We start from the raw sequence: 26890 nt of genomic DNA on the forward strand, positions 1-26890 counted from the left end.
ATTTAAGAATGGCTGAAATTACCGCATCCCTGGTAAAAGAGCTGCGCGAGCGTACTGGCGCAGGCATGATGGATTGCAAAAAAGCGCTGACTGAAGCGAACGGCGACATCGAGCTGGCAATCGAAAACATGCGTAAATCCGGTGCGATCAAAGCAGCTAAAAAAGCAGGCAACGTTGCTGCTGACGGCGTGATCATCACTAAAATCGACGGCAACTACGGCATCATTCTGGAAGTTAACTGCCAGACTGACTTCGTTGCTAAAGATGGCGGTTTCCAGGCATTTGCTAACAAAGTTCTGGACGCAGCTGTTGCGGGTAAAATCACTGACGTTGAAGTTCTGAAAGCACAGTTCGAAGAAGAGCGTGTTGCGCTGGTTGCTAAAATCGGTGAGAACATCAACATTCGTCGCGTTTCTTCTCTGGAAGGCGAAGTACTGGGTTCTTACCAGCACGGCGCACGTATCGGTGTTCTGGTTGCGGCTAAAGGCGCTGACGAAGAGCTGGTTAAACAGCTGGCTATGCACATCGCTGCAAGCAAACCAGAATTCGTTAAGCCAGAAGACGTGTCTGCTGAAGTGGTAGAGAAAGAGTACCAGGTACAGCTGGACATCGCGATGCAGTCTGGTAAGCCAAAAGAAATCGCAGAGAAAATGGTTGAAGGCCGCATGAAGAAATTCACCGGCGAAGTTTCTCTGACTGGCCAGCCATTCGTAATGGACCCAAGCAAATCTGTTGCTCAGCTGCTGAAAGAGCACAACGCTGACGTAACTGGCTTCATCCGCTTCGAAGTGGGCGAAGGCATCGAGAAAGTTGAGACTGACTTCGCAGCAGAAGTTGCTGCAATGTCCAAGCAGTCTTAATGATTGAAAAGGAGCCGCCTGAGGGCGGCTTCTTTTTGTCACCCGTCACAGGAAATCAGACAGGCTCCAGTATCGCTGTGCTGATTTGCGGCATATCATGTCGCCAGAATTAACCCCCATCTTAATCGTTGACAGTCTCAGGAAAGAAACATGGCTACCAATGCAAAACCCGTGTACAAACGCATTCTGCTTAAGCTGAGTGGCGAAGCACTGCAGGGAACGGAAGGCTTCGGTATTGACGCAAGCATCCTTGATCGCATGGCACAGGAAATCAAAGAACTGGTCGAACTGGGTATCCAGGTTGGCGTGGTCATTGGCGGTGGCAACCTTTTCCGTGGTGCTGGTCTGGCGAAAGCGGGGATGAACCGCGTTGTGGGCGACCACATGGGTATGCTGGCAACCGTCATGAATGGCCTGGCAATGCGTGATGCACTGCATCGCGCCTATGTGAATGCCCGCCTGATGTCCGCGATTCCCCTGAATGGCGTTTGCGATAACTACAGCTGGGCAGAAGCCATCAGCCTGCTGCGCAACAACCGCGTGGTGATCCTCTCCGCCGGTACGGGTAACCCGTTCTTTACAACCGATTCCGCTGCCTGCCTGCGCGGTATCGAGATCGAAGCCGATGTGGTACTGAAAGCGACCAAAGTAGACGGCGTGTTTACTGCCGACCCGGCAAAAGATCCTTCTGCCACCATGTACGATCAGCTGAGCTACAGCGAAGTGCTGGATAAAGAGCTGAAAGTGATGGATCTTGCCGCCTTCACGCTGGCTCGCGACCACAAACTGCCGATCCGTGTCTTCAACATGAACAAGCCTGGCGCACTGCGTCGCGTGGTCATGGGCGAAAAAGAAGGCACTTTGATCACGGAATAATTTCCGTTGACGATAAATACAGGTAAGATTCCGCTTTATTTTGTAGTGGTATCTTACCCGGACGCGCCTTTGGCGTTGTCATGAATTAAACGCGACTATACTTAGCACACCTGTAGCGCTGTGCTGGCGGATAGTCTGCCTGAGACAAGTTTTCAAGGATTCGTAACGTGATTAACGACATCAGAAAAGATGCTGAAGTACGCATGGAAAAATGCGTAGAAGCGTTCAAAACCCAAATCAGCAAAATCCGTACTGGCCGTGCTTCCCCAAGCCTGCTGGATGGCATCATCGTAGAATACTACGGTACGCCAACCCCTCTGCGTCAGCTGGCGAGCGTAACGGTAGAAGATACCCGTACGCTGAAAATCAACGTGTTCGATCGTTCTATGAGCCCGGCCGTTGAGAAAGCGATCATGGCCTCTGACCTCGGTCTGAACCCAAGCTCTGCGGGCGCTGACATCCGCGTTCCACTGCCTCCACTGACGGAAGAGCGTCGTAAAGATCTGATCAAAGTGGTTCGTGGCGAAGCTGAGCAGGGTCGTGTATCCGTGCGTAACGTCCGTCGCGACGCGAACGATAAAGTAAAAGCGCTGCTGAAAGAAAAAGAGATCAGTGAAGATGACGATCGTCGTTCTCAGGACGACATTCAGAAAATGACCGACGCTGCCATCAAGAAAATTGATGCGGCGCTGGCAGATAAAGAAGCGGAACTGATGCAGTTCTGATTTCTGTCGTACACTGATAAACGCCGTTCAGAGGGACTTCGGGTCTTGCTGGCGGCGTTTTGCTTTTATCTGGTCTAACTTTTTCGGGCATCTCATGAAGCATTTAACACTCCTCGGCTCAACCGGCTCTATCGGTTGCAGCACTCTCGACGTTGTTCGCCATAATCCTGAACTTTACACCGTGACAGCGCTGGTGGCCGGTAAGAATGTGCAGCGAATGGTCGAGCAGTGCCTGGAGTTTGCGCCCCGCTATGCGGTGATGGATGACGAAGAGAGCGCGCGTCTGCTGAAAGCACAGCTGCGTGAAAGGGGCAGTCGAACCGAGGTGCTGTGTGGCCAGCAGGCGGCCTGCGAGATGGCGGCGCTGGATGAGGTGGATCAGGTGATGGCGGCCATCGTCGGGGCGGCAGGATTATTGCCGACGCTTGCCGCGATTGACGCCGGTAAGGATGTCCTGCTGGCCAATAAAGAGTCGCTGGTCACCTGCGGACGCCTGTTTATGGATGCGGTGAAGCAGCGCGGCGCGCGCCTTTTGCCGGTCGACAGCGAGCACAACGCGATTTTTCAGAGTTTACCGCAACCTTTTCAACAGAACCTGGGGTACGCTGATCTGGAGCAGAATGGCGTGGTGTCTATTCTGCTTACCGGGTCTGGTGGCCCGTTCCGTGAGACGCCACTGTCTGAGCTGCGCGCCATGACGCCGGATCAGGCGTGCCGTCATCCGAACTGGTCGATGGGGCGTAAAATCTCCGTTGATTCGGCCACCATGATGAACAAAGGTCTGGAATACATTGAAGCGCGCTGGCTGTTTAATGCATCAGCGAAACAGATGGAAGTACTGATTCACCCGCAATCGGTGATTCACTCGATGGTGCGTTATCAGGATGGCAGCGTGCTGGCACAGCTGGGCGAGCCGGACATGCGTACACCGATTGCCCATTCAATGGCGTGGCCAAATCGAGTGAAATCCGGCGTGAAGCCGCTTGATTTCTGCAAGCTAAGTTCCCTGACGTTCAGTGAACCAGACTACGAGCGCTATCCTTGTCTGAAGCTTGCGATGAATGCCTTTGACCAGGGGCAGGCGGCGACGACGGCACTTAATGCAGCCAATGAAATTACCGTTGAGGCATTTCTGAATCAGCAAATTCGTTTTACCGATATTGCGTCGTTAAATTTATCGGTACTGGAGATGATGGATTTGCGCGAACCACAGAGCGTGGAAGAGGTGCTGGCGGTGGATGCAGCTGCGCGTAATATTGCGCGCCAACAGGTGACACGTCTCGCAAGCTGGTGATAAAGCAAGCACTAGTCGTCGTGCTATTTGTTAGCGTTGGGCTTCAGTGATATAGTCTGCGCCACCTGATCGCAGGTATTTGACTTAATGTGGTCAGGTGAGCCGTGGTTTGACACGGCTTTTTTATGTATAGGCTTCAGTATTCCTGAGTACCGTTAAATCCTTTTCAGGGACAAAAAACGCGTTATGTTGTCTGCGAATCAACCAATAAGCGAAAATTTGCCAGCTCATGGCTGCCGTCATGTAGCAATCATTATGGATGGCAATGGCCGCTGGGCGAAAAGACAAGGGAAGATACGAGCCTTTGGGCATAAAGCGGGGGCGAAATCCGTTCGCCGCGCCGTTTCTTTTGCCGCCAACAACGGCATTGATGCGTTAACGCTCTATGCTTTTAGCAGTGAAAACTGGAATCGGCCTCTGCAGGAAGTGACTGCGTTGATGGAATTGTTTGTGTGGGCGCTAGACAGCGAAGTAAAAAGCCTGCACCGCCACAACGTCCGCCTGCGTATCATTGGCGATACCAGTCGTTTTAACTCACGTTTGCAGGAACGGATTCGCAAAGCAGAAGCGCTGACGGAAAATAATACCGGTCTGACGCTGAATATTGCGGCGAATTACGGCGGACGCTGGGATATTATCCAGGGCGTTCGGCATCTGGCCGAACAGGTTCAGGAAGGGCTGTTGAGACCCGACCAAATTGATGAAGAGGCGCTGAGCAAGCAAATCTGCATGAATGAACAGGCACCTGTGGATTTGGTAATTAGGACAGGGGGGGAACATCGCATAAGTAACTTTTTGATATGGCAAATTGCCTATGCCGAACTTTACTTTACGGATGTTCTTTGGCCCGATTTTGATGAACAAGACTTTGAAGGTGCGCTGCATGCCTTTGCCAATCGAGAGCGTCGTTTCGGCGGCACCGAGCCTGGTGGCGACAAAGCCTGATGGGGGTAGCTTTTGCTGAAGTATCGCCTGATTTCCGCTTTTGTATTAATACCCATTGTCATTGCGGCGCTGTTTTTACTGCCCCCGGTGGGATTCGCTATTGTCACGCTGGTGGTGTGCATGCTCGCCGCGTGGGAATGGGGACAGTTTAGCGGCTTTACCTCGCGCACTCAGCGAGTATGGCTTGCGGTACTTTGTGGCTTTATCCTAGCCATAATGCTGTTTACGTTGCCTGAATATCACCATGATATTCATCAGCCCCTGGTTGCCGGTTCCTTGTGGATATCGTTGGCCTGGTGGGTTGCCGCGCTGTTGCTGGTTCTTTTTTATCCAGGTTCCGCGGCGTTATGGCGTAATTCAAAAGTGCTGCGACTGATTTTTGGTTTGCTCACAATTATTCCTTTTTTCTGGGGTATGGTTGCGCTGCGCGCCTGGCACTACGACGAAAACCACTACAGCGGTGCGATCTGGCTGCTTTATGTGATGATTCTGGTCTGGGGGGCTGACTCCGGGGCCTATATGTTTGGTAAACTGTTTGGCAAACATAAGCTGGCACCGAAGGTTTCTCCGGGCAAAACCTGGCAAGGATTCATCGGCGGCCTGTTTACGGCAGCGATCATCTCCTGGGGCTACGGCGTCTGGGCGAATCTTGAAGTGGCACCGTCAATACTGCTGGTGTGCTCAATTTTTGCTGCGCTTGCCTCCGTGCTCGGTGATTTAACCGAAAGTATGTTTAAGCGTGAAGCAGGGATTAAGGACAGCGGACACCTGATTCCAGGGCATGGCGGTATACTGGATCGCATTGATAGCCTGACGGCGGCTGTTCCAGTGTTTGCGTGTTTGCTTTTACTGGTATTCGGGACGATTTAACGGAAGGTTTTATGCTGAGCATTCTCTGGAATCTGGCGGCGTTCATTGTTGCACTGGGTGTACTGATTACCGTGCATGAATTTGGCCATTTCTGGGTTGCTCGCCGCTGTGGCGTGCGCGTGGAGCGGTTTTCCATCGGTTTTGGTAAATCACTCTGGACGCGCACCGACCGTCACGGCACGGAATTTGTCATCGCCCTTATCCCGCTGGGCGGCTACGTCAAAATGCTCGACGAACGCGTCGAGCCTGTCGCTCCTGAGCTGCGACACAGCGCATTCAACAATAAAACCGTTGGACAACGCGCCGCCATCATTGCTGCCGGACCGGTAGCCAACTTCATCTTTGCGATTTTCGCTTACTGGCTGGTGTTTATCATCGGCGTCCCTGGCGTGCGTCCGGTGGTGGGAGAAATTGCCCCCAACTCCATCGCGGCGAGTGCGCAAATTACATCCGGGATGGAACTTAAAGCGATTGATGGCATCGAAACCCCTGATTGGGATGCCGTGCGACTGCAGCTGGTAGCCAAAATCGGCGATCCGCAGACCACCATCAGCGTATCGCCGTTTGGTTCAGATACGCGTCAGGACAAAGTACTCGATTTACGTCACTGGCGTTTCGAGCCAGACAAAGAAGATCCCGTCGCTGCGCTGGGTATTCGTCCACGCGGCGCGCAGATCGAGCCGGTATTGGCCGAAGTACAGGCAAATTCGGCGGCGAGCAAAGCGGGTTTGCAAGCGGGCGACAGGATCGTTAAAGTCGATGGTCAGCCATTAACAGAGTGGATGACCTTTGTTACTCTGGTGCGCGATAATCCGGGAACGTCTCTCGCGCTGGAAGTTGAAAGGCAAGGCAGTCCGCTTTCGCTGACGCTGATCCCGGATACGAAGTCGGTCGGCAAAAAGGCAGAAGGGTTTGCAGGCGTTGTGCCAAAAGTGATCCCGCTGCCAGATGAGTACAAGACAATACGCCAGTATGGGCCGTTCAGCGCCATCCTTGAAGCCACGGATAAAACATGGCAACTGATGAAGCTGACGGTCAACATGTTGGGGAAATTGATAACCGGTGATGTGAAACTGAACAACCTCAGTGGGCCAATTTCGATTGCTCAGGGGGCTGGGATGTCAGCGGAATTCGGGGTGATTTACTATCTCATGTTCCTCGCGCTCATTAGCGTGAACCTTGGGATAATCAACCTGTTCCCGCTTCCCGTTTTAGACGGGGGTCATCTGCTGTTTTTAGCGATTGAAAAGCTAAAAGGCGGACCGGTATCCGAGCGAGTTCAAGACTTTAGTTATCGCATTGGCTCGATTTTGCTGGTGCTGTTAATGGGGCTTGCACTTTTCAATGATTTCTCTCGGTTGTAAGAGAGTGTTAGGAAGAACGCATAATAACGATGGCGATGAAAAAGTTGCTCATAGCGTCGCTGCTGTTTAGCAGCGCCACCGTATACGGTGCTGACGGGTTCGTAGTGAAAGACATTCATTTCGAAGGCCTCCAGCGTGTCGCCGTTGGTGCGGCCCTCCTCAGTATGCCTGTACGCCCCGGCGATACGGTTAATGATGAAGATATCAGTAACACCATCCGTGCTCTGTTTGCCACTGGCAACTTTGAGGACGTTCGCGTTCTGCGCGATGGTGATACGCTCCTGGTACAGGTAAAAGAACGTCCAACGATCGCCAGTATCACTTTCTCCGGTAACAAGTCGGTGAAAGATGACATGCTCAAGCAGAACCTTGAAGCATCCGGTGTTCGTGTGGGTGAATCCCTGGACCGCACAACCCTTTCAGACATTGAAAAAGGTCTGGAAGACTTCTACTACAGCGTCGGTAAATACAGCGCCAGCGTGAAAGCTGTTGTCACTCCGCTGCCACGTAACCGTGTTGACCTGAAGCTGGTCTTCCAGGAAGGTGTTTCTGCGAAGATCCAGCAGATCAACATTGTCGGCAACCACGCGTTCAGCACCGACGAACTGATCTCCACCTTCCAGCTGCGCGATGAAGTGCCATGGTGGAACGTGGTAGGCGATCGCAAATATCAGAAACAGAAACTGGCGGGCGATCTTGAAACCCTGCGCAGCTACTATCTCGATCGTGGCTATGCGCGCTTCAACATCGACTCGACTCAGGTAAGCCTGACGCCGGACAAGAAAGGGATCTACATTACGGTCAACATTACTGAAGGCGAGCAGTATAAGCTTTCGGGTGTTGAGGTGAGTGGCAACCTGGCGGGCCATTCTGCTGAAATCGAATCTCTGACCAAAATTCAGCCAGGCGACCTGTATAGCGGTTCCAAGGTAACCAAAATGGAAGACAGCATTAAAAAGCTGCTCGGCCGCTATGGTTATGCTTATCCGCGCGTACAGACTCAGCCTGAAATCAACGATGCGGATAAAACCGTTAAGCTGCACGTGAATGTTGACGCGGGCAACCGCTTCTACGTGCGTAAGATCCGCTTCGTCGGTAACGACACCTCCAAAGATTCCGTTCTGCGTCGCGAAATGCGTCAGATGGAAGGCGCATGGTTGGGTAGCGACCTCGTTGATCAGGGTAAAGAGCGTCTGAACCGTCTGGGCTATTTTGAAACGGTGGATACCGATACCCAGCGCGTGCCGGGCAGCCCGGATCAGGTTGATGTCGTTTATAAAGTTAAAGAGCGTAACACCGGTAGCTTCAACTTCGGTGTGGGCTACGGTACTGAAAGCGGCGTCAGCTTCCAGGTTGGCGTGCAGCAGGATAACTGGCTGGGTACGGGTTACTCTGTCGGTATTAACGGCACCAAAAACGACTACCAGACCTACTCTGAGTTATCTGTGACTAACCCATACTTCACCGTTGACGGTGTGAGCCTGGGCGGTCGTATTTTCTATAACGACTTTAAAGCTGACGATGCGGATCTGTCCTCGTACACCAACAAAAGCTATGGTGTGGACGGTACGCTTGGCTTCCCGGTTAACGAATACAACACCCTGCGTGCGGGCTTAGGTTACGTGCATAACGACCTGTCCAATATGCAACCGCAGGTGGCCATGTGGCGTTATCTGGACTCAATCGGTCAGTCGGCGAGCAAAAACAGCGATAACAACGGTTTCGCTGCGGATGACTTCACCTTCAACTACGGCTGGACCTATAACCGTCTCGACCGTGGTTACTTCCCAACGGAAGGTTCTCGCGTCAACCTGAACGGTAAAGTTACCGTGCCGGGTTCCGATAACGAGTTCTATAAGGTGACGCTGGATACCGCGTCCTACTTCCCAATCGATGACGACCATAAGTGGGTGGTTCTGGGTCGTACCCGTTGGGGCTATGGCGACGGCTTGGGTGGCAAAGAACTGCCGTTCTATGAAAACTTCTATGCGGGTGGCTCCAGCACCGTTCGTGGTTTCCAGTCCAATAACATTGGTCCGAAAGCGGTTTACTACGGCGGGAACGACAAAGATAACTGTAATAAGTCTTCTTCATCCGAAGTCTGTAGCTCTGATGACGCGGTGGGCGGTAACGCCATGGCCGTTGCCAGCCTGGAGTTCATCACGCCAACGCCGTTTATCAGTGATAAATACGCAAACTCCGTGCGTACATCCTTCTTCTGGGATGCAGGTACGGTGTGGGATACCAACTGGGAGAACACTGCCCAGATGCGTGCAGCTGGCGTTCCAGACTACAGCGATCCGAGCAATATTCGCATGTCTGCCGGTATCGCATTACAATGGATGTCACCGCTGGGGCCGTTGGTCTTCTCTTACGCCCAGCCGTTTAAGAAATACGATGGAGACAAAGCGGAGCAATTCCAGTTTAACATTGGTAAAACCTGGTAATAATCCGCTGCAATGGAATGCGTTGGCAGTGTAGCGCTGACAACTGGCGATCGGTAACACGGTCGCCTTGCCACGCAAAGAACGGTACCTTCTGGTGCCAATGGGATGGTAAGGAGTTAATTGTGAAAAAGTGGTTATTAGCTGCAGGTCTCGGTTTAGCGATGGCAACTTCTGCTCAGGCAGCAGACAAAATTGCAATCGTCAACATGGGTAATTTGTTCCAGCAGGTTGCACAGAAAACGGGTGTTTCTGCGACTCTGGAAAACGAATTCAAAGGCCGTGCAAGCGAACTGCAGGGTATGGAAAACGATCTTCAGTCCAAAATGCAGCGTCTGCAGCGTGATGGTTCTACCATGAAAGCAAGCGACCGCAGCAAGCTGGAAAAAGACGTAATGGCTCAGCGCCAGGCGTTCTCCCAGAAAGCACAGGCTTTCGAGCAGGATCGTCAGCGTCGTTCTAACGAAGAACGCGGCAAGCTGGTGACTCGCATTCAGACCGCTGTTAAAGCAGTGGCTGCCGATCAGAGCATCGATCTGGTTGTTGATGCGAACGCCGTAGCTTTCAACAGCAGCGATGTTAAAGACATCACCGCTGACGTTCTGAAACAGGTTAAATAAGTAATGCCTTCAATTCGACTGGCTGATTTAGCTCAGCAGTTGGATGCAGAATTACACGGTGATGGCGATATCGTCATCACCGCTGTTGCGTCCATGCAATCTGCTAAAGCTGGCACGATAACCTTCATGGTAAGCCCTAAGTACCGTGAACAACTGGCTCAATGCCAGGCGTCAGCTGTTGTTCTGACGCAGGACGATCTTCCCTTTGCCACTGGAAGCGCGCTGGTAGTGAAAAATCCCTACCTGACGTATGCACGCATGGCTCAAATTCTTGATACCACGCCGCAGCCGGCGCAGAACATTGCTGCCAGTGCAGCGATTGACTCGACGGCTAAGCTGGGTAACAACGTCGCTATTGGCGCAAATGCGGTTATCGAATCTGGCGTTGTGCTGGGCGATAACGTCGTTATTGGCCCTGGTTGCTTCGTTGGGAAAAATACGAAAATCGGCGCTGGAACCCGTTTATGGGCCAATGTGTCCGTTTATCATGAAGTTGAAATCGGTGAAAATTGCCTCGTCCAGTCCAGTACCGTGATCGGTTCTGATGGCTTTGGTTACGCGAACGATCGCGGTAACTGGGTTAAGATCCCGCAGCTTGGTCGCGTTATTATTGGCGATCGCGTGGAGATCGGCGCCTGTACCACGATTGACCGTGGTGCACTTGACGACACGATCATTGGCAATGGTGTTATCATCGATAACCAGTGCCAGATTGCGCATAACGTTGTGATTGGCGACAATACCGCGGTTGCGGGGGGCGTCATCATGGCGGGCAGCCTGAAAATTGGTCGTTATTGCATGATTGGCGGCGCGAGCGTGATTAATGGCCATATGGAAATATGCGACAAGGTAACGGTGACGGGCATGGGCATGGTAATGCGTCCTATCACTGAACCTGGCGTCTATTCCTCCGGCATTCCGCTACAGCCCAACAAGGTATGGCGTAAAACAGCAGCTCTGGTGATGAACATTGATGATATGAGCAAGCGCCTCAAGTCTCTTGAGCGCAAAATCGATCAACAAGATTAAGCGTCATCCGTTTAACGCTATTTTTCCCGGCCTGTCGGCTTTCTAATAAACCGGCAGGCCGTGTTATTATTGTTATCAGTACATTTTGACAGGAAGAGTATTTTGACTACTGACACTCATACTCTGCATATTGAAGAGATTTTAGAACTTCTGCCGCACCGCTACCCGTTTCTGCTGGTAGACCGTGTGCTGGATTTTGAAGAAGGTCGTTTTCTGCGCGCAGTGAAAAATGTTTCCGTGAACGAGCCGTTCTTCCAGGGGCACTTCCCTGGTAAGCCTATCTTCCCGGGTGTGTTGATTCTGGAAGCGATGGCTCAGGCTACCGGTATTCTGGCGTTTAAAAGCGTCGGCAAACTGGAGCCAGGTGAGCTGTATTACTTCGCGGGTATTGATGAAGCGCGCTTTAAGCGCCCTGTCGTGCCTGGTGATCAGATGATCATGGAAGTCACTTTTGAAAAAACGCGTCGTGGCCTGACTCGCTTCAAAGGCGTAGCGCTGGTTGACGGCAAAGTTGTTTGCGAAGCGACGATGATGTGTGCTCGTAGCCGGGAGTCCTGATACGTGATTGATAAATCCGCCTTTATTCATCCTACCGCTATTGTGGAAACCGGTGCCATCATTGGCGCTAACGTCCACATTGGCCCGTTTTGTATTGTTGGACCCCATGTCGAAATTGGTGAGGGTACAGTACTGAAATCTCACGTTGTCGTGAATGGTCACACGACCATTGGCTGCAATAACGAGATCTATCAGTTCGCCTCCATCGGCGAAGTTAACCAGGATCTGAAATATGCTGGTGAGTCGACCCGTCTGGAAATTGGCGATCGTAACCGTATTCGCGAAAGCGTCACCATTCATCGTGGAACAGTACAAGGTGGTGGATTGACGAAGGTGGGCAGCGATAACCTGTTCATGGTTAATGCGCATATCGCGCACGACTGTACCGTGGGTGACCGCTGTATTCTTGCCAACAATGCAACGCTGGCAGGACACGTATCGGTTGATGACTTCGCCATTATTGGCGGCATGACCGCAGTCCATCAGTTCTGCATCATTGGTGCGCACGTGATGGTTGGCGGATGCTCCGGTGTGGCGCAGGACGTTCCACCGTATGTGATTGCGCAGGGCAACCATGCCACGCCGTTTGGCGTGAACATCGAAGGTCTCAAGCGTCGTGGTTTTAGTCGCGAAGCGATTACTGCCATCCGCAACGCGTACAAACTGCTGTACCGTAGCGGTAAAACGCTGGAAGAGGCGAAGCCGGAAATTGCCGAGCTGGCGAATAAGCACCCGGAAGTGAACGCGTTCATGGAATTCTTTGACCGTTCAACAAGGGGTCTGATTCGTTAATGGTCGACAGTCGTCCGCTTACGATAGCCCTGGTCGCCGGAGAAACCTCCGGCGATATTCTTGGTGCCGGTCTCATCCGCGCGCTTAAGGCGCGTGTACCCAATGCTCGCTTTGTCGGCGTTGCTGGCCCGCTGATGCAGGCGGAAGGCTGTGAAGCCTGGTATGAAATGGAAGAGCTCGCCGTGATGGGCATCGTTGAGGTGCTGGGACGGCTACGCCGTTTGCTGCACATCCGTGCCGATCTCACCCGCCGCTTTACCGAACTTAAACCCGATGTGTTTGTCGGTATTGATGCACCTGATTTCAACATTACCCTCGAAGGGAATCTGAAAAAGCAGGGCATAAAAACCATTCACTACGTCAGTCCGTCCGTCTGGGCGTGGCGACAGAAACGCGTTTTCAAAATTGGACGGTCCACCAACCTGGTGCTGGCTTTTCTGCCTTTCGAAAAAGCGTTTTACGACAGATTTAATGTTCCGTGCCGTTTTATCGGTCATACCATGGCGGATGCGATGCCATTGGATCCGGATAAAAACGCGGCGCGCGACGCGCTGGGCATCCCGCATGATGTGCACTGTCTGGCACTGCTGCCAGGCAGCCGTGGCGCAGAAGTGGAGATGCTGAGCGCCGATTTCCTTAAAACAGCGCAAATTCTTCGCCAGACCTATCCTGACCTTGAAGTGGTTGTTCCGCTGGTGAATGCCAAACGCCGCGAGCAGTTTGAGCGCATCAAAGCGGAAGTTGCCCCGGATCTTCACGTCCGTCTTCTGGACGGTAAAGGACGGGAAGCGATGTATGCGAGTGATGCCGCGCTTTTAGCCTCCGGTACGGCGGCGCTGGAATGTATGCTGGCGAAATGCCCGATGGTGGTCGGTTATCGCATGAAGCCGTTCACATTCTGGCTGGCAAAACGTCTGGTGAAAACGGATTATGTCTCCCTGCCAAACCTGCTTGCCGGGCGCGAGCTGGTGAAAGAGTTGCTGCAGGATGAGTGCCAGCCGCAGGCGCTTGCCGATGCACTGCTGCCGCTGCTCGCCAACGGCAAGACCAGCCACCAGATGCACGATACCTTCCGCGAACTGCATCAACTGATCCGCTGTAATGCTGATGAGCAAGCGGCTGATGCGGTGCTGGAGTTAGCAAAATGATGGAATTTGTTTATCCTCACACTCGCCTTGTGGCGGGCGTGGACGAAGTAGGTCGTGGCCCGTTGGTCGGGGCCGTGGTGACCGCCGCGGTGATCCTCGATCCGGCCCGCCCGATTATCGGGCTGAACGACTCAAAAAAATTGTCTGAAAAGCGCCGGCTGGCGCTGTTTGGTGAGATTCAGGAGAAGGCGCTGGCCTGGAGCCTGGGGCGCGCTGAACCGCATGAAATAGACGAGCTGAATATTTTGCATGCCACGATGCTGGCGATGCAGCGTGCGGTAGCGGGTCTGAAAATTTCCCCGGAATATGTTCTGATTGACGGCAACCGCTGTCCTGCATTGCCCATGCCTGCAATGGCGGTCGTCAAAGGCGATAGCCGGGTCGCAGAAATTAGCGCAGCTTCTATTATTGCCAAAGTGACGCGCGATGCCGAAATGGCCGCGCTGGACCTCACTTATCCTCAGTATGGTTTCGCCCAGCATAAGGGGTATCCCACACCTTTCCACCTGGAAAGGCTGGCTGAACATGGCGCAACCGAACACCACCGGCGCAGTTTCGGCCCGGTGAAGCGCGCGCTGGGACGGGTGTCCTGAATCAATACGCAAGCAATTAAGTAACGCGGAATCTGAAGATGGCTGAACCACGTTTCGTACACCTGCGGGTGCATAGCGACTACTCCATGATCGATGGGCTGGCGAAGACCGGGCCGCTGGTAAAAAAGGCGGCCTCCCTTGGCATGCCCGCGCTGGCGATCACCGATTTTACCAACCTGTGTGGCCTGGTGAAGTTCTACGGAACGGCGCACGGCGCGGGGATAAAGCCCATCGTCGGGGCGGATTTTCATGTGCAGAGCGATCTCATCGGCGATGAAATGACGCAAATCTCCGTGCTGGCGATGAACAACACGGGCTATCAAAACCTTACTCTGCTTATCTCAAAAGCCTATCAGCGCGGATATGGTGCGCTGGGCCCGTGGATTGACAGGGACTGGCTGGCTGAGCTGAACGAAGGGCTGCTGCTGATCTCCGGTGGCCGTATGGGCGATGTCGGTAAATGCCTGCTGCGCGGCAATAGCGCGCTGGTGGATCAATGCGTTTCGTTCTATGAAGAGTATTTCCCGGATCGTTATTATCTGGAGTTGATCCGCACCGGTCGTCAGGACGAAGAGAACTATCTGCATGCGGCGGTCGCACTTGCGGAAGAACGCGGTCTGCCTGTTGTCGCGACAAACGATGTGCGGTTCCTCGAGCCGGGAGATTTTGACGCCCACGAAATTCGTGTGGCGATCCACGATGGCTTCACGCTCGACGATCCGAAACGACCGCGTAATTACTCCGCTCAACAGTACATGCGCAGCGAGGAGGAGATGTGTGAACTCTTCTCCGATATCCCTGAAGCGCTGGAAAACAGCGTAGAAATCGCCAAGCGCTGTAACGTTACCGTCCGCCTCGGCGAATACTTCCTGCCGCAGTTCCCGACGGGTGATATGACCACGGAAGATTTCCTGGTCGTGAAATCAAAAGAAGGTCTGGAAGAGCGTCTGGAATTCCTGTTCCCGGATGAGGCCGTTCGCAAAGAGAAGCGGCCGCCGTACGATGAGCGCCTGGATATTGAACTCCAGGTAATCAACCAGATGGGCTTCCCGGGCTACTTCCTGATCGTAATGGAGTTTATCCAGTGGTCGAAGGATAACGGCGTACCGGTTGGACCGGGACGTGGCTCCGGTGCAGGCTCGCTTGTGGCGTATGCGCTGAAAATTACCGACCTCGATCCGCTGGAGTTCGACCTGCTGTTCGAACGTTTCCTTAACCCGGAACGTGTTTCCATGCCCGACTTTGACGTCGACTTCTGCATGGAGAAACGCGACCAGGTGATCGAGCACGTCGCCGATATGTACGGCCGTGATGCGGTATCGCAGATTATTACGTTCGGTACGATGGCGGCGAAGGCGGTTATCCGCGACGTCGGCCGCGTGCTGGGCCACCCGTACGGGTTTGTCGATCGTATTTCTAAGCTGGTGCCGCCCGATCCGGGCATGACGCTGGCAAAAGCGTTTGAAGCTGAGCCTCAGCTGCCGGAAATCTACGAAGCTGACGAAGAAGTGAAAGCGCTGATAGACATGGCGCGCAAGCTGGAAGGCGTCACGCGTAACGCCGGCAAGCATGCGGGGGGCGTGGTTATCGCCCCGACCAAAATTACCGACTTCGCGCCGCTCTACTGCGATGAAGCGGGTGAGCATCCGGTTACTCAGTTTGATAAGAACGACGTGGAATACGCCGGGCTGGTGAAGTTTGACTTCCTCGGCCTGCGTACGCTGACGATCATCGACTGGGCGCTGAAGATGATCAACCCGCGCCGGGAAAAGCAGGGTCTTGAGCCGATAGACATTGCCGCCATCCCGCTGGATGACAAGAAAAGTTTCGACATGCTGCAGCGCTCGGAGACGACAGCCGTCTTCCAGCTTGAATCCCGCGGCATGAAAGATCTGATTAAGCGTCTGCAGCCCGACTGCTTCGAAGATATGATCGCACTGGTCGCCCTGTTCCGTCCGGGCCCGCTGCAGTCAGGGATGGTAGATAACTTTATCGACCGTAAGCACGGTCGCGAAGAGATTTCTTACCCGGACGTTCAGTGGCAGCATGAAAGCCTGAAGCCGGTACTGGAACCAACCTACGGCATTATCCTGTATCAGGAACAGGTCATGCAGATTGCTCAGGTGCTTTCCGGCTATACGCTCGGCGGCGCGGACATGCTGCGTCGTGCGATGGGTAAGAAAAAGCCGGAAGAGATGGCTAAGCAGCGTTCCATCTTTGAAGACGGGGCAAAGAAAAACGGCGTTGACGGCGAGCTGGCGATGAAAATCTTCGACCTGGTGGAGAAATTCGCCGGGTACGGATTTAACAAATCCCACTCCGCCGCCTATGCTTTGGTGTCGTATCAAACGCTGTGGCTGAAAGCGCACTATCCTGCTGAATTTATGGCGGCGGTAATGACGGCCGATATGGACAACACCGAGAAGGTGGTTGGCCTGGTGGACGAGTGCTGGCGCATGGGCCTTAAGATCCTGCCGCCGGATATTAACTCAGGGCTTTACCACTTCCACGTTAACGACGACGGAGAGATCGTTTACGGGATCGGCGCGATCAAAGGCGTGGGCGAAGGTCCGATCGAGGCGATCATCGAAGCGCGTAACAACGGCGGGTATTTCCGCGAGCTGTTCGATCTTTGCGCCCGTACCGACACCAAAAAACTGAACCGTCGCGTGCTGGAAAAACTGATCATGTCAGGCGCGTTTGACAGGCTGGGGCCGCACCGCGCCGCGCTGATGAATTCCCTCGGCGATGCGCTGAAAGCGGCGGATCAGCATGCAAAAGCGGAAGCCATTGGTCAGGCGGATATGTTCGGGGTGCTGGCGGAAGAGCCAGAGCAGATCGAGCAGTCTTATTCCAACTGCCAGCCGTGGCCAGAACAGGTGGTACTGGATGGGGAGCGTGAGACGTTAGGCTTGTACCTGACGGGGCACCCGATCAACCAGTACATCAAAGAAATTGAGCGCTATGTCGGCGGCCACAGGCTTAAAGACATGCATCCGACAGAACGTGGTAAAATCACCACGGCTGCGGGGCTCGTGATTGCCGCAAGGGTTATGGTCACCAAGCGCGGCAATCGTATCGGCATCTGTACGCTGGATGACCGTTCCGGGCGTCTGGAGGTGATGTTGTTCACCGACGCGCTGGATAAATACCAGCAATTGCTGGAAAAAGACCGCATACTTATCGTCAGCGGACAGGTCAGCTTTGATGACTTCAGTGGGGGGCTTAAAATGACCGCCCGCGAAGTGATGGACATTGACGAAGCCCGGGAAAAATATGCTCGCGGGCTTGCTATCTCGCTGACGGACAGGCAAATTGATGACCAGCTTTTAAACCGACTCCGTCAGTCTCTGGAACCCCACCGCTCGGGGACAATTCCAGTACATCTCTACTATCAGAGGGCGGATGCACGTGCGCGGTTGCGCTTTGGTGCAACGTGGCGTGTCTCTCCGAGCGATCGTTTACTGAACGATCTCCGTGGCCTCATTGGTTCGGAGCAGGTGGAACTGGAGTTTGACTAATACAGGAATACTATGAGTCTGAATTTCCTTGATTTCGAACAGCCGATTGCTGAGCTGGAAGCGAAAATCGATTCTCTGACAGCGGTAAGCCGTCAGGATGAAAAACTGGATATTAACATCGACGAAGAAGTGCATCGTCTGCGCGAGAAAAGCGTAGAGCTGACGCGCAAAATCTTTGCCGATCTCGGCGCATGGCAGGTGGCCCAGCTGGCTCGCCATCCACAGCGTCCGTACACCCTGGATTATGTCCGCCTGGCGTTTGACGAATTTGACGAACTGGCAGGCGATCGCGCATATGCTGACGATAAAGCTATCGTTGGCGGTATCGCGCGTCTGGACGGACGCCCGGTGATGATCATTGGTCATCAGAAAGGTCGTGAAACCAAAGAGAAAATCCGTCGTAACTTTGGTATGCCAGCACCAGAAGGCTACCGTAAAGCCCTGCGTCTGATGGAGATGGCTGAGCGTTTCAACATGCCAATCATCACCTTCATCGACACCCCGGGTGCATACCCAGGCGTGGGCGCGGAAGAGCGCGGTCAGTCTGAAGCCATCGCGCGCAACCTGCGCGAGATGTCTCGTCTGAAGGTGCCGGTTATCTGTACCGTTATCGGTGAGGGTGGTTCCGGCGGTGCGCTGGCGATTGGCGTGGGCGATAAAGTGAATATGCTGCAGTACAGCACCTATTCCGTTATCTCCCCGGAAGGCTGTGCGTCCATTCTGTGGAAAAGCGCCGACAAAGCGCCGCTGGCAGCAGAAGCAATGGGCATCATTGCGCCACGCCTGAAAGAGCTTAAGCTGATCGACTCCATCATCCCGGAACCGCTGGGCGGTGCGCATCGTAAGCCGGAAGCGATGGCGGCTTCTCTGAAAGCGCAGCTGCTGGCTGACCTGGCGGATCTGGACGCGCTGAGCAAAGACGATCTGCTCAACCGCCGTTACCAGCGTCTGATGACCTACGGTTACGCGTAAGCTTCACAATTATCTGAAAAGCCGCACACTGTTGCGGCTTTTTTTATACCTGCGGTTTAGCCGGACTATGCTTAGCTAATGTTTTTTAAGGAGGAAGCCCATGAATATCATTGCCGTTATGGGGCCGCACGGCGTCTTTTATAAAGATGAGCCGATTAAGGAGCTGGAGCAAGCCCTGCAGTCGCGCGGGTATCAGCTAATCTGGCCGCACAACAGCGCCGACCTGCTGAAGTTCATCGAGCATAACCCGCGTATCTGCGGCGTGATCTTCGACTGGGACGAATACGATCTCGAACTGTGCAGCGATATCAACAAGCTGAACGAATACCTCCCGCTGTACGCGTTTATTAATACCCATTCCACCATGGACGTCAGCGCCAACGATATGCGTATGGCGCTGTGGTTTTTTGAATATTCCCTCGGCGTGGCGGATGATATTGCGACCCGCATTCAGCAATATACCGGTGAGTACCTCGACAACATTACGCCGCCGTTTACCCGCGCGCTCTTCACCTACGTGAAGGAGGGCAAATATACCTTCTGTACGCCGGGTCATATGGCGGGAACGGCTTATCAAAAAAGCCCGGTGGGCTGCCTGTTCTATGATTTTTTTGGTGGCAACACCCTGAAAGCGGACGTGTCAATTTCAGTCACCGAATTAGGCTCTCTGCTGGATCACACCGGCCCGCATCTGGAAGCTGAAGAGTATATCGCCCGCACCTTTGGCGCCGAGCAGAGCTATATGGTGACCAACGGCACCTCGACCTCGAACAAAATCGTCGGGATGTACGCTGCGCCCGGTGGCAGCACCTTGCTGATTGACCGTAACTGCCATAAATCGCTGGCACACCTGCTGATGATGAGCGACGTCGTACCGATCTGGCTGTCACCCACGCGCAACGCGCTCGGTATTCTTGGCGGCATTCCGCGCCGGGAGTTCACTCATGACGCCATTGAAAGTAAGGTCGCGACAACTCCTGGCGCAAGCTGGCCTGTTCATGCGGTGATCACCAACTCGACCTATGACGGTCTGCTGTACAACACGAACTGGATCAAAAAGACGCTCGACGTGCCTTCGATCCACTTCGATTCCGCATGGGTGCCATACACCAATTTCCACCCGATTTACGCCGGTAAAAGCGGCATGAGCGGTGAACGCGTGCCGGGTAAAGTGTTCTTCGAAACGCAGTCGACGCATAAAATGCTGGCGGCGTTTTCCCAGGCTTCGCTTATTCACATCAAAGGCGAGTACGACGAAGACACGTTCAATGAAGCCTTTATGATGCATACCACCACATCGCCGAGCTATCCGCTGGTGGCCTCCATTGAAACGGCCGCAGCGATGCTGCGCGGCAATCCGGGCAAACGCCTCATCAATCGTTCGGTGGAGCGCGCGCTGCATTTCCGCAAAGAGGTGCAGCGGCTGAAAGATGAAGCCGACGGCTGGTTCTTTGATATCTGGCAGCCGGAAGAGATTGATGAAGCCGAATGCTGGCCCGTCTCGCCCGGCGAAGAGTGGCATGGCTTCCGGGATGCCGATAGCGACCATATGTTCCTCGACCCGGTCAAAGTGACGATCCTGACGCCGGGCATGGATGAGCAGGGCAGGATGGGCGATGAAGGTATTCCGGCCGCGCTGGTGGCGAAATTCCTTGATGAACGTGGCGTGGTGGTGGAGAAAACCGGTCCCTATAACCTGCTGTTCCTGTTCAGCATTGGCATTGATAAAACCCGGGCGATGGGGTTGTTGCGCGGCCTGATGGAGTTTAAGCGCGCCTACGATCTCAACCTGCGGGTGAAGAATATGCTCCCGGATCTCTACGCGGAGGATCCTGACTTCTACCGTAATATGCGCATTCAGGATCTGGCCCAGGGGATCCACAGGCTGATCCGTCAGCACGATCTGCCGCGTCTGATGCTTCAGGCGTTCGATGTATTACCGGAGATGAAGTTTACCCCGCACAAGGCGTGGCAGCGCCAGGTGAAAGGGGAAGTCGAAACCGTCGAGCTGGAAAACCTGGTCGGACGCGTATCGGCCAACATGATCCTGCCTTATCCGCCGGGCGTACCGCTCCTGATGCCGGGAGAGATGATCACCGAAGAGAGTCGGGCCGTGCTCGATTTCCTGCTGATGCTCTGCTCTGTCGGGCGCCATTATCCGGGCTTTGAGACCGATATCCACGGTGCGAAGCGCGACGAGAACGGCGTTTACTGGGTGCGAGTCCTAAAATAAGGGGGACCGCTTGCCAGGCGCGGGTTTTCGGTTGTAACGTTCAGGCATCATAAAAAGGAGAAGCTATGCTGGGTTTAAAAGCTGTTCATCATATTGCGATCATTGCGACCGACTACGCGAAAAGTAAGGCCTTCTACTGCGACATCCTGGGCTTTACGCTCATGAGCGAGGCCTACCGCGAGGAGCGTGACTCCTGGAAGGGCGACCTGGCGTTAAACGGGCAATATGTGATTGAGCTGTTCTCTTTTCCTTTTCCGCCTGCGCGTCCGTCCCGCCCGGAAGCCTGTGGCCTGCGCCATCTTGCCTTCAGCGTTGATGACCTGGATAGCGCCGTCAAACATCTGGAAGCGCACGGCGTGACGTGCGAAGCGATTCGCGTCGATCCCTTCACCGACAAGCGGTTTACCTTTTTCAACGACCCGGACGGCCTGCCGCTGGAGCTTTATCAGCAGTAATGGTTGTCCTGTGTGATAATGCCCGTTCAGTTCGGGCATTTTGTATGTGTAATCTCCTATGACCTTACCCGCTATCGCACAAGCCGTTTCACCGTACCGCCAGCTGCTGGTGGGGTTTAGCGGTGGCCTGGATTCTACCGTGTTGCTGCATCGCCTCAAGCGCTGGCGCGATCGGGAACCTGACGTCCAGCTTCGGGCGATGCATGTTCACCACGGATTAAGTCCTCACGCAGAGGAGTGGGTGGCGCACTGCGAAGCCTTGTGTGCGGCCTGGGCGATCCCACTCATTGTTGAGCGCGTCACGCTTGCGGAGGAAGGGCTGGGCATCGAGGCGCAGGCGCGTAAAGCCCGCTATGCCGCGTTTGCCGGGGCATTACGTACTGGAGAAGCGCTGGTCACGGCCCAGCATCTGGACGATCAGTGTGAAACCTTTCTGCTGGCGCTTAAGCGGGGCAGCGGCCCGGCGGGGCTTTCTGCCATGCCGGCGCGTTCTGAATTTGCTGGCACAACGCTATTGCGTCCGCTGCTTGGCGAGACGCGTGCCTCACTGGAAGCCTGGGCGCGAGAACATCAGCTGAACTGGATCGAAGATGAGAGTAACCAGGATGACGGCTATGACCGTAACTTCCTGCGCCTGCGCGTCCTCCCGCTTTTAGGCGAGCGCTGGCCGCATTTCGCCGATGCGACGGCAAGAAGCGCCATGCTGTGCGCCGAACAGGAGTCGTTGCTGGATGAGCTGCTGAGTGACGAGCTGGCTGGACTCATTTCTGCCGACGGGGCGTTGGCGATCGCGCCGATGAAAGCGATGAGCCCGGTACGTCGCGCCGCGCTGTTACGACGCTGGCTGGCCTCTCATCGCGCCGCGATGCCTTCGCGGACAATGCTGAGCCGTATTTGGGACGAAGTCGCCCTGGCGCGGGATGATGCTTCCCCGTGCGTCCATCTGAACGGTTTTGAGGTGAGACGCTATAAAGGCGAACTCTGGTGGATAAAATCCACGCCCTCACTGACCGATGTGGTGCTCGACTGGCTTTCTCCTGACGCACCGCTGACATTGCCCTGTGAGGCAGGACGCGTCTCTCTCCTGCCGTCTGGTCACGTGCGGCTGCCGAAGCCCGGTGAACCGGTCACCGTGCGCTTTAAGGCTGGCGGCATGCTGCATATCGTCGGGCGCAACGGGGGACGGAAGCTGAAGAAAATATGGCAGGAGTGTAACGTGCCGCCGTGGCTGCGCGACACCACGCCGCTACTATTCTACGGTGAAACGCTTATCGCTGCGGCAGGGGTTTTCATCACGGAGGAGGGGTGGTCAGAAGAGGGTGTCCGTTTCGAGTGGCAGAAAGCGTAACGGGCAGCCAGGCTGCCCGTTAGTGTCATCAGGATTCGCTCACCACAACGGTGCCGATTTGCGGGTGGCTGAAGCTGGCTATTTTGTCCAGACGCAGCTCACGCGTCGCACCGGCGTCTTCCACTATCAGGTATTCCACATTCTTTCGTGAAACCAGATCGCTGGCTTTCGCCTTCAACACTTCGCCATCTTTTAGCTCCAGCGTCAGTAATAAATGATGCTGGCAGGCGAGTTCGAGGTTGTCATAGTCATCACAATTGATGGGTTGATAAGTATCATTCATCGACATAATCGCTCACCAGTAAATTCGCCGCAGCATACGCTGCTTTTTCCCTGACCGACTCTGAAAGGCTCTCATCAGAGGCCACTTCATTAAGCACTTTCAATACACAGCCCAACGCGTCCGGGACATACCCCAGATCTCCGCTGGCGATTTCCGCATACCGTTTGCGAATTAACTCACAATAATTATTCACATCCCCTCCCGCCAGCGCACTGACTTACTGTGAGATATCATTAAGCCTACGAAGATAAACTCGGTTTAGCAAGGTGACTATACCATACTCATTTAAGCAATATCAGAGCCTTGATAGCGGTGTATTTAACACCCTGTAACAGCCTTTTGCCGCGGTTTTCGCTACAATGTGCGCCTGATTCGAATGGAGTTCTCTCATGGCGCTGAAAGCGACAATTTATAAAGCAGTGGTCAATGTGGCCGATCTGGATCGCAACCAGTTCCTCGACGCGTCGCTTACGCTGGCACGCCACCCCTCCGAAACCCAGGAGCGTATGATGCTGCGCCTGCTGGCGTGGATTAAGTATGCCGACGAGCGACTGCAGTTTACCCGTGGGTTAAGCGCAGAAGACGAGCCTGAAGCCTGGCTGCGCAACGATCATCTGGGTATCGATTTGTGGATCGAACTCGGCCTGCCTGACGAGCGCAGAATTAAAAAGGCCTGCACCCAGTCCGCTGAAGTGGCCTTATTCGCGTATAATCAGCGCGCTGCGGAGATCTGGTGGCAGCAAAACAAGAGCAAGTGCGGACAGTTTAAAAATCTCACGGTCTGGTATCTGGATGATGAGCAGCTGGCGCAGTTGAGCGAGTTTGCCAGCCGGACCATGGTTTTGCAGGCGACGATTCAGGATGGCGCCATCTGGCTCTCTGATTCTCAGAATAATCTGGAAATTCATTTAACGGCGTGGCAACCCGCGTCATGATCGTCTTGTCCCGAAACGTCAGCATCCCTGACAGCGAGCTGGAGATCACCGCCATCCGTGCGCAGGGGGCTGGTGGACAGCACGTCAACAAGGCGTCGACGGCTATCCATTTGCGTTTTGACATTCGGGCCTCAAGCCTGCCAGAGTATTATAAAGAAAGCCTGCTTGCCGCCAGTCATCACCTGATCACCAGCGATGGCGTGATGGTGATCAAAGCCCAGGAGTACCGCAGCCAGGAGCTCAACCGGGAAGCGGCGATAGCCAGGCTGGTGGCGGTCATCAAAGAGTTAACGACAGTACAAAAAAGCCGCCGGGCAACGCGGCCAACCCGCGCATCGAAAGAGCGTCGGTTGTCCTCGAAGGCCCAAAAATCCACAGTGAAAGCACTACGCGGTAAAGTTCGTCGCCCGACAGAGTGACGAAAGGGAACACACTTTTCATAAGGAATTCATTGTGAAAAAAGTATTATGGTCAGCGCTGGCAGTAAGTACGCTGTTTGCGCTTTTCGGGTGTAATAACCGCTCCGAAACGCAGGTTTTACAACCCTCGAAAACGGAAGAGTTAAAACCGATGCAGCAAAGCTGGCGCGGCGTATTGCCTTGCGCTGACTGCGAAGGTATTGAAACGTCTCTGTTTCTGCAAAAAGATGGCACCTGGGTGATGAATCAGCGCTATCAGGGCGCTCAAGAGCCTTCTTCGTTTGCGACTTACGGAACATGGGCGCGAACGGCAGAGAAGCTGGTCCTGACGGATACCTCCGGCGAGAAAACTTATTTCCGCGCCAAAGGCGAAGGGATGGAGATGCTCGACCGCGAAGGCAACCCTATTCAGTCCCAGTTCAACTACACGCTGGCACCGGTGAAAGCGGCCCTGCCCGCAACGCCGATGGCAATGCGGGGGATGTACTTCTATATGGCGGATGCGGCGATCTTTACCGACTGCGCAACCGGCAGGAAGGTCAGCGTGGCAAACAATGCGCAGCTTGAACGTGATTACGCTGTGGCACGCGGCAATGACAGCAAGCCGGTACTGCTGACGGTTGACGGTCACTTTACGCTGGAGCCAAACCCGGATAGCGGAGAGATGGTGAAAACGCTGGTGGCAGATAAAGACGCGAAGTTTGTCGCGGGTAAAGACTGTAACAGTAAATAAGCTGACGCTGAGCCATTAAAAAACCCCGCCTGAGCGGGGTTTTTTTTTAGCCTTTGATGGCTTTCACCAGGTAATCAAGAATGTCGCCGGTCTTGATCATCTGTTTTTCGCCGCTGCGACGGTATTTGTATTCAATCTCATCGCTGTCGAGGTTACGGTCGCCGATGACGACGGTGTGCGGGATACCGATCAGTTCCATATCGGCGAACATCACGCCTGGACGCTCTTTACGGTCATCCATCAGCACTTCGATACCCTGAGCGCGCAGCTCGGCATACAGCTTCTCGGCCAGCTCCTGCACGCGGTAAGACTTGTGCATGTTCATTGGCAGAATAGCCACCTGGAACGGTGCGATATTATCCGGCCAGACGATGCCGCGCTCGTCGTAGTTCTGCTCAATTGCCGCAGCCACCACGCGCGTCACCCCGATACCATAGCAACCCATGGTCAGGATCTGGTTACGGCCGTCTTCACCCTGAACAGCGGCGTTCAGCGCGCGAGAGTATTTATCGCCCAACTGGAAGATGTGACCCACTTCGATGCCGCGCTTAATCATCAGGGTACCCTGACCGTCCGGGCTTGGATCGCCTGCAACCACGTTACGGATGTCAGCCACTTCCGGCGTCGCCACGTCGCGATCCCAGTTGATGCCGAAGTAATGTTTACCGTCGATGTTCGCACCTGCAGAGAAGTCGCTCATCGCGGCTACCGTGCGGTCAATGACAACCGGCACCGGCAGGTTAACTGGACCCAGTGAACCAGGGCCGGCATTGACCACGGCGCGGATTTCCGCTTCCGTCGCGAACGTCAGCGGGCTGGCTACCTGCGGCAGCTTCTCGGCTTTCACTTCGTTCAGTTCGTGGTCGCCACGCACCAGCAGGGCAACCAGCGGGTAAGCGCTCCCTTCGGCGGATTTCACCAGCAGTGTTTTAACCGTTTTTTCAACGGGCAAATTGAACTGCTCAACCAGCTCGGCAATGGTTTTCGCGTTTGGCGTATCAACCAGCGTCATCTCTTGCGTTGCCGCACCGCGTGGTTCTTTTGGCGCCAGCGCTTCTGCAAATTCGATGTTCGCCGCGTAGTCTGAAGAGTCAGAGAAGATCACATCGTCTTCACCGCTCTGCGCCAGTACCTGGAACTCATGGGATGCGCTACCGCCGATGGAGCCGGTATCAGCCTGCACAGCACGGAAATCCAGACCCATGCGGGAGAAGATTTTGCTGTAGGCCGCGTACATTGCGTCGTAAGTCTCTTGCAGTGATTCCTGGGAGGTATGGAAAGAGTAGGCATCTTTCATCAGGAATTCGCGAGAGCGCATGACGCCGAAACGTGGGCGAACTTCGTCACGGAACTTGGTCTGGATCTGGAAGAAGTTCAGCGGCAGCTGTTTGTAAGAGCTCAGCTCATTACGAATCAGGTCGGTAATGACTTCTTCATGCGTTGGGCCGAGAACGAACGGACGCTCGCCGCGATCGACGAAGCGCAGCAGTTCAGGACCATATTGTTCCCAACGGCCGCTCTCCTGCCACAGGTCAGCGGGCTGAACCACGGGCATGGACACCTCGATAGCACCGGCGTTGTTCATCTCTTCACGCACGATGTTTTCGACTTTTTTCAGGACGCGCACGCCGGTCGGCAGCCAGGTGTATAACCCGGAGGCCAGCTTGCGGATCATCCCGGCGCGCAGCATCAGCTGATGGCTGATCACTTCGGCGTCGGCAGGCGTCTCCTTCAGAGTGGAGAGCAGATATTGGCTAGTACGCATGTTGTTACGGTTCCATTTCGACGATTGGAACAGGCTGAAACACCAGCCTGACACAAAAAAAGTGGTTTAGTTTACCAGTGTGGTAAAGATGCCAAAAGAGAGGAGAAC

General features: G+C 54.3%; 25 protein-coding genes. 22 read left to right on the top strand and 3 right to left on the bottom strand.

The genetic code is table 11. The features are described from left to right. Positions 1 to 8: 8 nt before the first annotated feature. The 19 genes from tsf to tilS all read left to right on the top strand — a co-directional run bounded on the left by tsf (position 9) and on the right by tilS (position 22647). Positions 9 to 860, top strand: coding sequence for a translation elongation factor Ts (tsf, locus tag L370_RS11105; RefSeq protein WP_023334572.1), 852 nt, complete (start codon positions 9 to 11; stop codon positions 858 to 860). A gap of 150 nt (positions 861 to 1010) precedes the next feature. Next, positions 1011 to 1736 (top strand): UMP kinase, encoded by a 726-nt coding sequence (gene pyrH / locus L370_RS11100; protein WP_006173609.1) that lies wholly within the window; start codon positions 1011 to 1013, stop codon positions 1734 to 1736. A 167-nt stretch (positions 1737 to 1903) separates the two neighbouring features. Then, on the top strand, positions 1904 to 2461 hold the full coding sequence (frr, locus tag L370_RS11095) for a ribosome recycling factor (RefSeq protein WP_023334573.1): 558 nt from the start codon (positions 1904 to 1906) through the stop codon (positions 2459 to 2461). Between the two features lie 94 nt (positions 2462 to 2555). Further along, a complete protein-coding gene (gene ispC / locus L370_RS11090; protein WP_023334574.1) occupies positions 2556 to 3755 on the top strand; it encodes a 1-deoxy-D-xylulose-5-phosphate reductoisomerase in 1200 nt (399 codons plus the stop codon). Positions 3756 to 3941: 186 nt separating this feature from the next. Continuing rightward, positions 3942 to 4700, top strand: coding sequence for a (2E,6E)-farnesyl-diphosphate-specific ditrans,polycis-undecaprenyl-diphosphate synthase (gene ispU, locus L370_RS11085; RefSeq protein WP_024907522.1), 759 nt, complete (start codon positions 3942 to 3944; stop codon positions 4698 to 4700). Positions 4701 to 4712: 12 nt separating this feature from the next. Next, complete coding sequence (cdsA, locus tag L370_RS11080; RefSeq protein WP_023310457.1) at positions 4713 to 5570, top strand: phosphatidate cytidylyltransferase; 858 nt, start codon at positions 4713 to 4715, stop codon at positions 5568 to 5570. 11 nt (positions 5571 to 5581) lie between these two features. Then, positions 5582 to 6934, top strand: a complete 1353-nt coding sequence (gene rseP / locus L370_RS11075) for a sigma E protease regulator RseP (RefSeq protein WP_023310458.1) — start codon at positions 5582 to 5584, stop codon at positions 6932 to 6934. 29 nt (positions 6935 to 6963) lie between these two features. Beyond that, positions 6964 to 9381: an outer membrane protein assembly factor BamA gene (gene bamA, locus L370_RS11070; protein ID WP_023334575.1), complete on the top strand. Its 2418-nt coding sequence runs from the start codon at positions 6964 to 6966 to the stop codon at positions 9379 to 9381. A 122-nt stretch (positions 9382 to 9503) separates the two neighbouring features. Beyond that, the gene (skp, locus tag L370_RS11065) at positions 9504 to 9998 is read left to right on the top strand and encodes a molecular chaperone Skp (RefSeq protein ID WP_023334576.1); all 495 of its coding nucleotides are present in this window, start codon (positions 9504 to 9506) and stop codon (positions 9996 to 9998) included. 3 nt (positions 9999 to 10001) lie between these two features. Beyond that, positions 10002 to 11027 carry a UDP-3-O-(3-hydroxymyristoyl)glucosamine N-acyltransferase gene (lpxD, locus tag L370_RS11060; protein ID WP_023334577.1) on the top strand — a complete coding sequence of 342 codons (1026 nt, stop codon included), beginning with the start codon at positions 10002 to 10004 and terminating at the stop codon, positions 11025 to 11027. Between the two features lie 102 nt (positions 11028 to 11129). Then, positions 11130 to 11585 carry a 3-hydroxyacyl-ACP dehydratase FabZ gene (gene fabZ / locus L370_RS11055; protein ID WP_010426706.1) on the top strand — a complete coding sequence of 152 codons (456 nt, stop codon included), beginning with the start codon at positions 11130 to 11132 and terminating at the stop codon, positions 11583 to 11585. A gap of 3 nt (positions 11586 to 11588) precedes the next feature. After that, complete coding sequence (gene lpxA, locus L370_RS11050) at positions 11589 to 12377, top strand: acyl-ACP--UDP-N-acetylglucosamine O-acyltransferase (protein ID WP_023310462.1); 789 nt, start codon at positions 11589 to 11591, stop codon at positions 12375 to 12377. Continuing rightward, positions 12377 to 13525 (top strand): lipid-A-disaccharide synthase, encoded by a 1149-nt coding sequence (gene lpxB / locus L370_RS11045; protein WP_023334578.1) that lies wholly within the window; start codon positions 12377 to 12379, stop codon positions 13523 to 13525. Before lpxA ends, lpxB begins: the two co-directional genes overlap by 1 nt. Then, positions 13522 to 14118: a ribonuclease HII gene (gene rnhB / locus L370_RS11040; protein ID WP_023334579.1), complete on the top strand. Its 597-nt coding sequence runs from the start codon at positions 13522 to 13524 to the stop codon at positions 14116 to 14118. The genes lpxB and rnhB overlap by 4 nt, the downstream gene beginning before the upstream one ends. Positions 14119 to 14156: 38 nt before the next feature. Continuing rightward, positions 14157 to 17639: a DNA polymerase III subunit alpha gene (gene dnaE, locus L370_RS11035; RefSeq protein WP_023334580.1), complete on the top strand. Its 3483-nt coding sequence runs from the start codon at positions 14157 to 14159 to the stop codon at positions 17637 to 17639. Between the two features lie 12 nt (positions 17640 to 17651). Continuing rightward, complete coding sequence (gene accA, locus L370_RS11030) at positions 17652 to 18611, top strand: acetyl-CoA carboxylase carboxyl transferase subunit alpha (RefSeq protein ID WP_023334581.1); 960 nt, start codon at positions 17652 to 17654, stop codon at positions 18609 to 18611. A 100-nt stretch (positions 18612 to 18711) separates the two neighbouring features. Next, entirely contained in the window at positions 18712 to 20844 is a 2133-nt protein-coding gene (locus L370_RS11025) for a lysine decarboxylase LdcC (protein ID WP_023334582.1), read from the top strand. Between the two features lie 65 nt (positions 20845 to 20909). After that, entirely contained in the window at positions 20910 to 21299 is a 390-nt protein-coding gene (locus L370_RS11020; protein WP_023334583.1) for a VOC family protein, read from the top strand. 58 nt (positions 21300 to 21357) lie between these two features. Continuing rightward, complete coding sequence (gene tilS, locus L370_RS11015) at positions 21358 to 22647, top strand: tRNA lysidine(34) synthetase TilS (RefSeq protein WP_023334584.1); 1290 nt, start codon at positions 21358 to 21360, stop codon at positions 22645 to 22647. A gap of 28 nt (positions 22648 to 22675) precedes the next feature. Here the strand turns inward: tilS and rof are convergent, their stop codons facing one another. Both rof and L370_RS11005 read right to left on the bottom strand, forming a co-directional pair. Continuing rightward, positions 22676 to 22936: a Rho-binding antiterminator gene (gene rof / locus L370_RS11010; RefSeq protein ID WP_008501890.1), complete on the bottom strand. Its 261-nt coding sequence runs from the start codon at positions 22934 to 22936 to the stop codon at positions 22676 to 22678. Next, on the bottom strand, positions 22923 to 23123 hold the full coding sequence (locus tag L370_RS11005) for a YaeP family protein (protein WP_008501889.1): 201 nt from the start codon (positions 23121 to 23123) through the stop codon (positions 22923 to 22925). The genes rof and L370_RS11005 overlap by 14 nt, the downstream gene beginning before the upstream one ends. A 196-nt stretch (positions 23124 to 23319) precedes the next feature. Here L370_RS11005 and L370_RS11000 point away from each other — a divergent pair, with 196 nt between their 5' ends. Genes L370_RS11000 through nlpE form a run of 3 tightly spaced genes read left to right on the top strand, consistent with a single transcriptional unit; the run spans position 23320 to position 25017 of the window. Continuing rightward, on the top strand, positions 23320 to 23865 hold the full coding sequence (locus L370_RS11000) for a YaeQ family protein (RefSeq protein WP_023310470.1): 546 nt from the start codon (positions 23320 to 23322) through the stop codon (positions 23863 to 23865). Then, a complete protein-coding gene (gene arfB / locus L370_RS10995; RefSeq protein WP_023334585.1) occupies positions 23862 to 24284 on the top strand; it encodes an alternative ribosome rescue aminoacyl-tRNA hydrolase ArfB in 423 nt (140 codons plus the stop codon). The genes L370_RS11000 and arfB overlap by 4 nt, the downstream gene beginning before the upstream one ends. A 34-nt stretch (positions 24285 to 24318) precedes the next feature. Beyond that, on the top strand, positions 24319 to 25017 hold the full coding sequence (gene nlpE / locus L370_RS10990) for an envelope stress response activation lipoprotein NlpE (RefSeq protein ID WP_023334586.1): 699 nt from the start codon (positions 24319 to 24321) through the stop codon (positions 25015 to 25017). 46 nt (positions 25018 to 25063) lie between these two features. On the opposite strand, the gene proS is transcribed toward nlpE, so the two are convergent. Then, positions 25064 to 26782 (bottom strand): proline--tRNA ligase, encoded by a 1719-nt coding sequence (gene proS, locus L370_RS10985; protein ID WP_023334587.1) that lies wholly within the window; start codon positions 26780 to 26782, stop codon positions 25064 to 25066. Between the last annotated feature and the right edge of the window lie 108 nt (positions 26783 to 26890).

It is taken from the genome of Enterobacter sp. MGH 24, from assembly GCF_000493015.1.
Taxonomy (GTDB): domain Bacteria; phylum Pseudomonadota; class Gammaproteobacteria; order Enterobacterales; family Enterobacteriaceae; genus Enterobacter.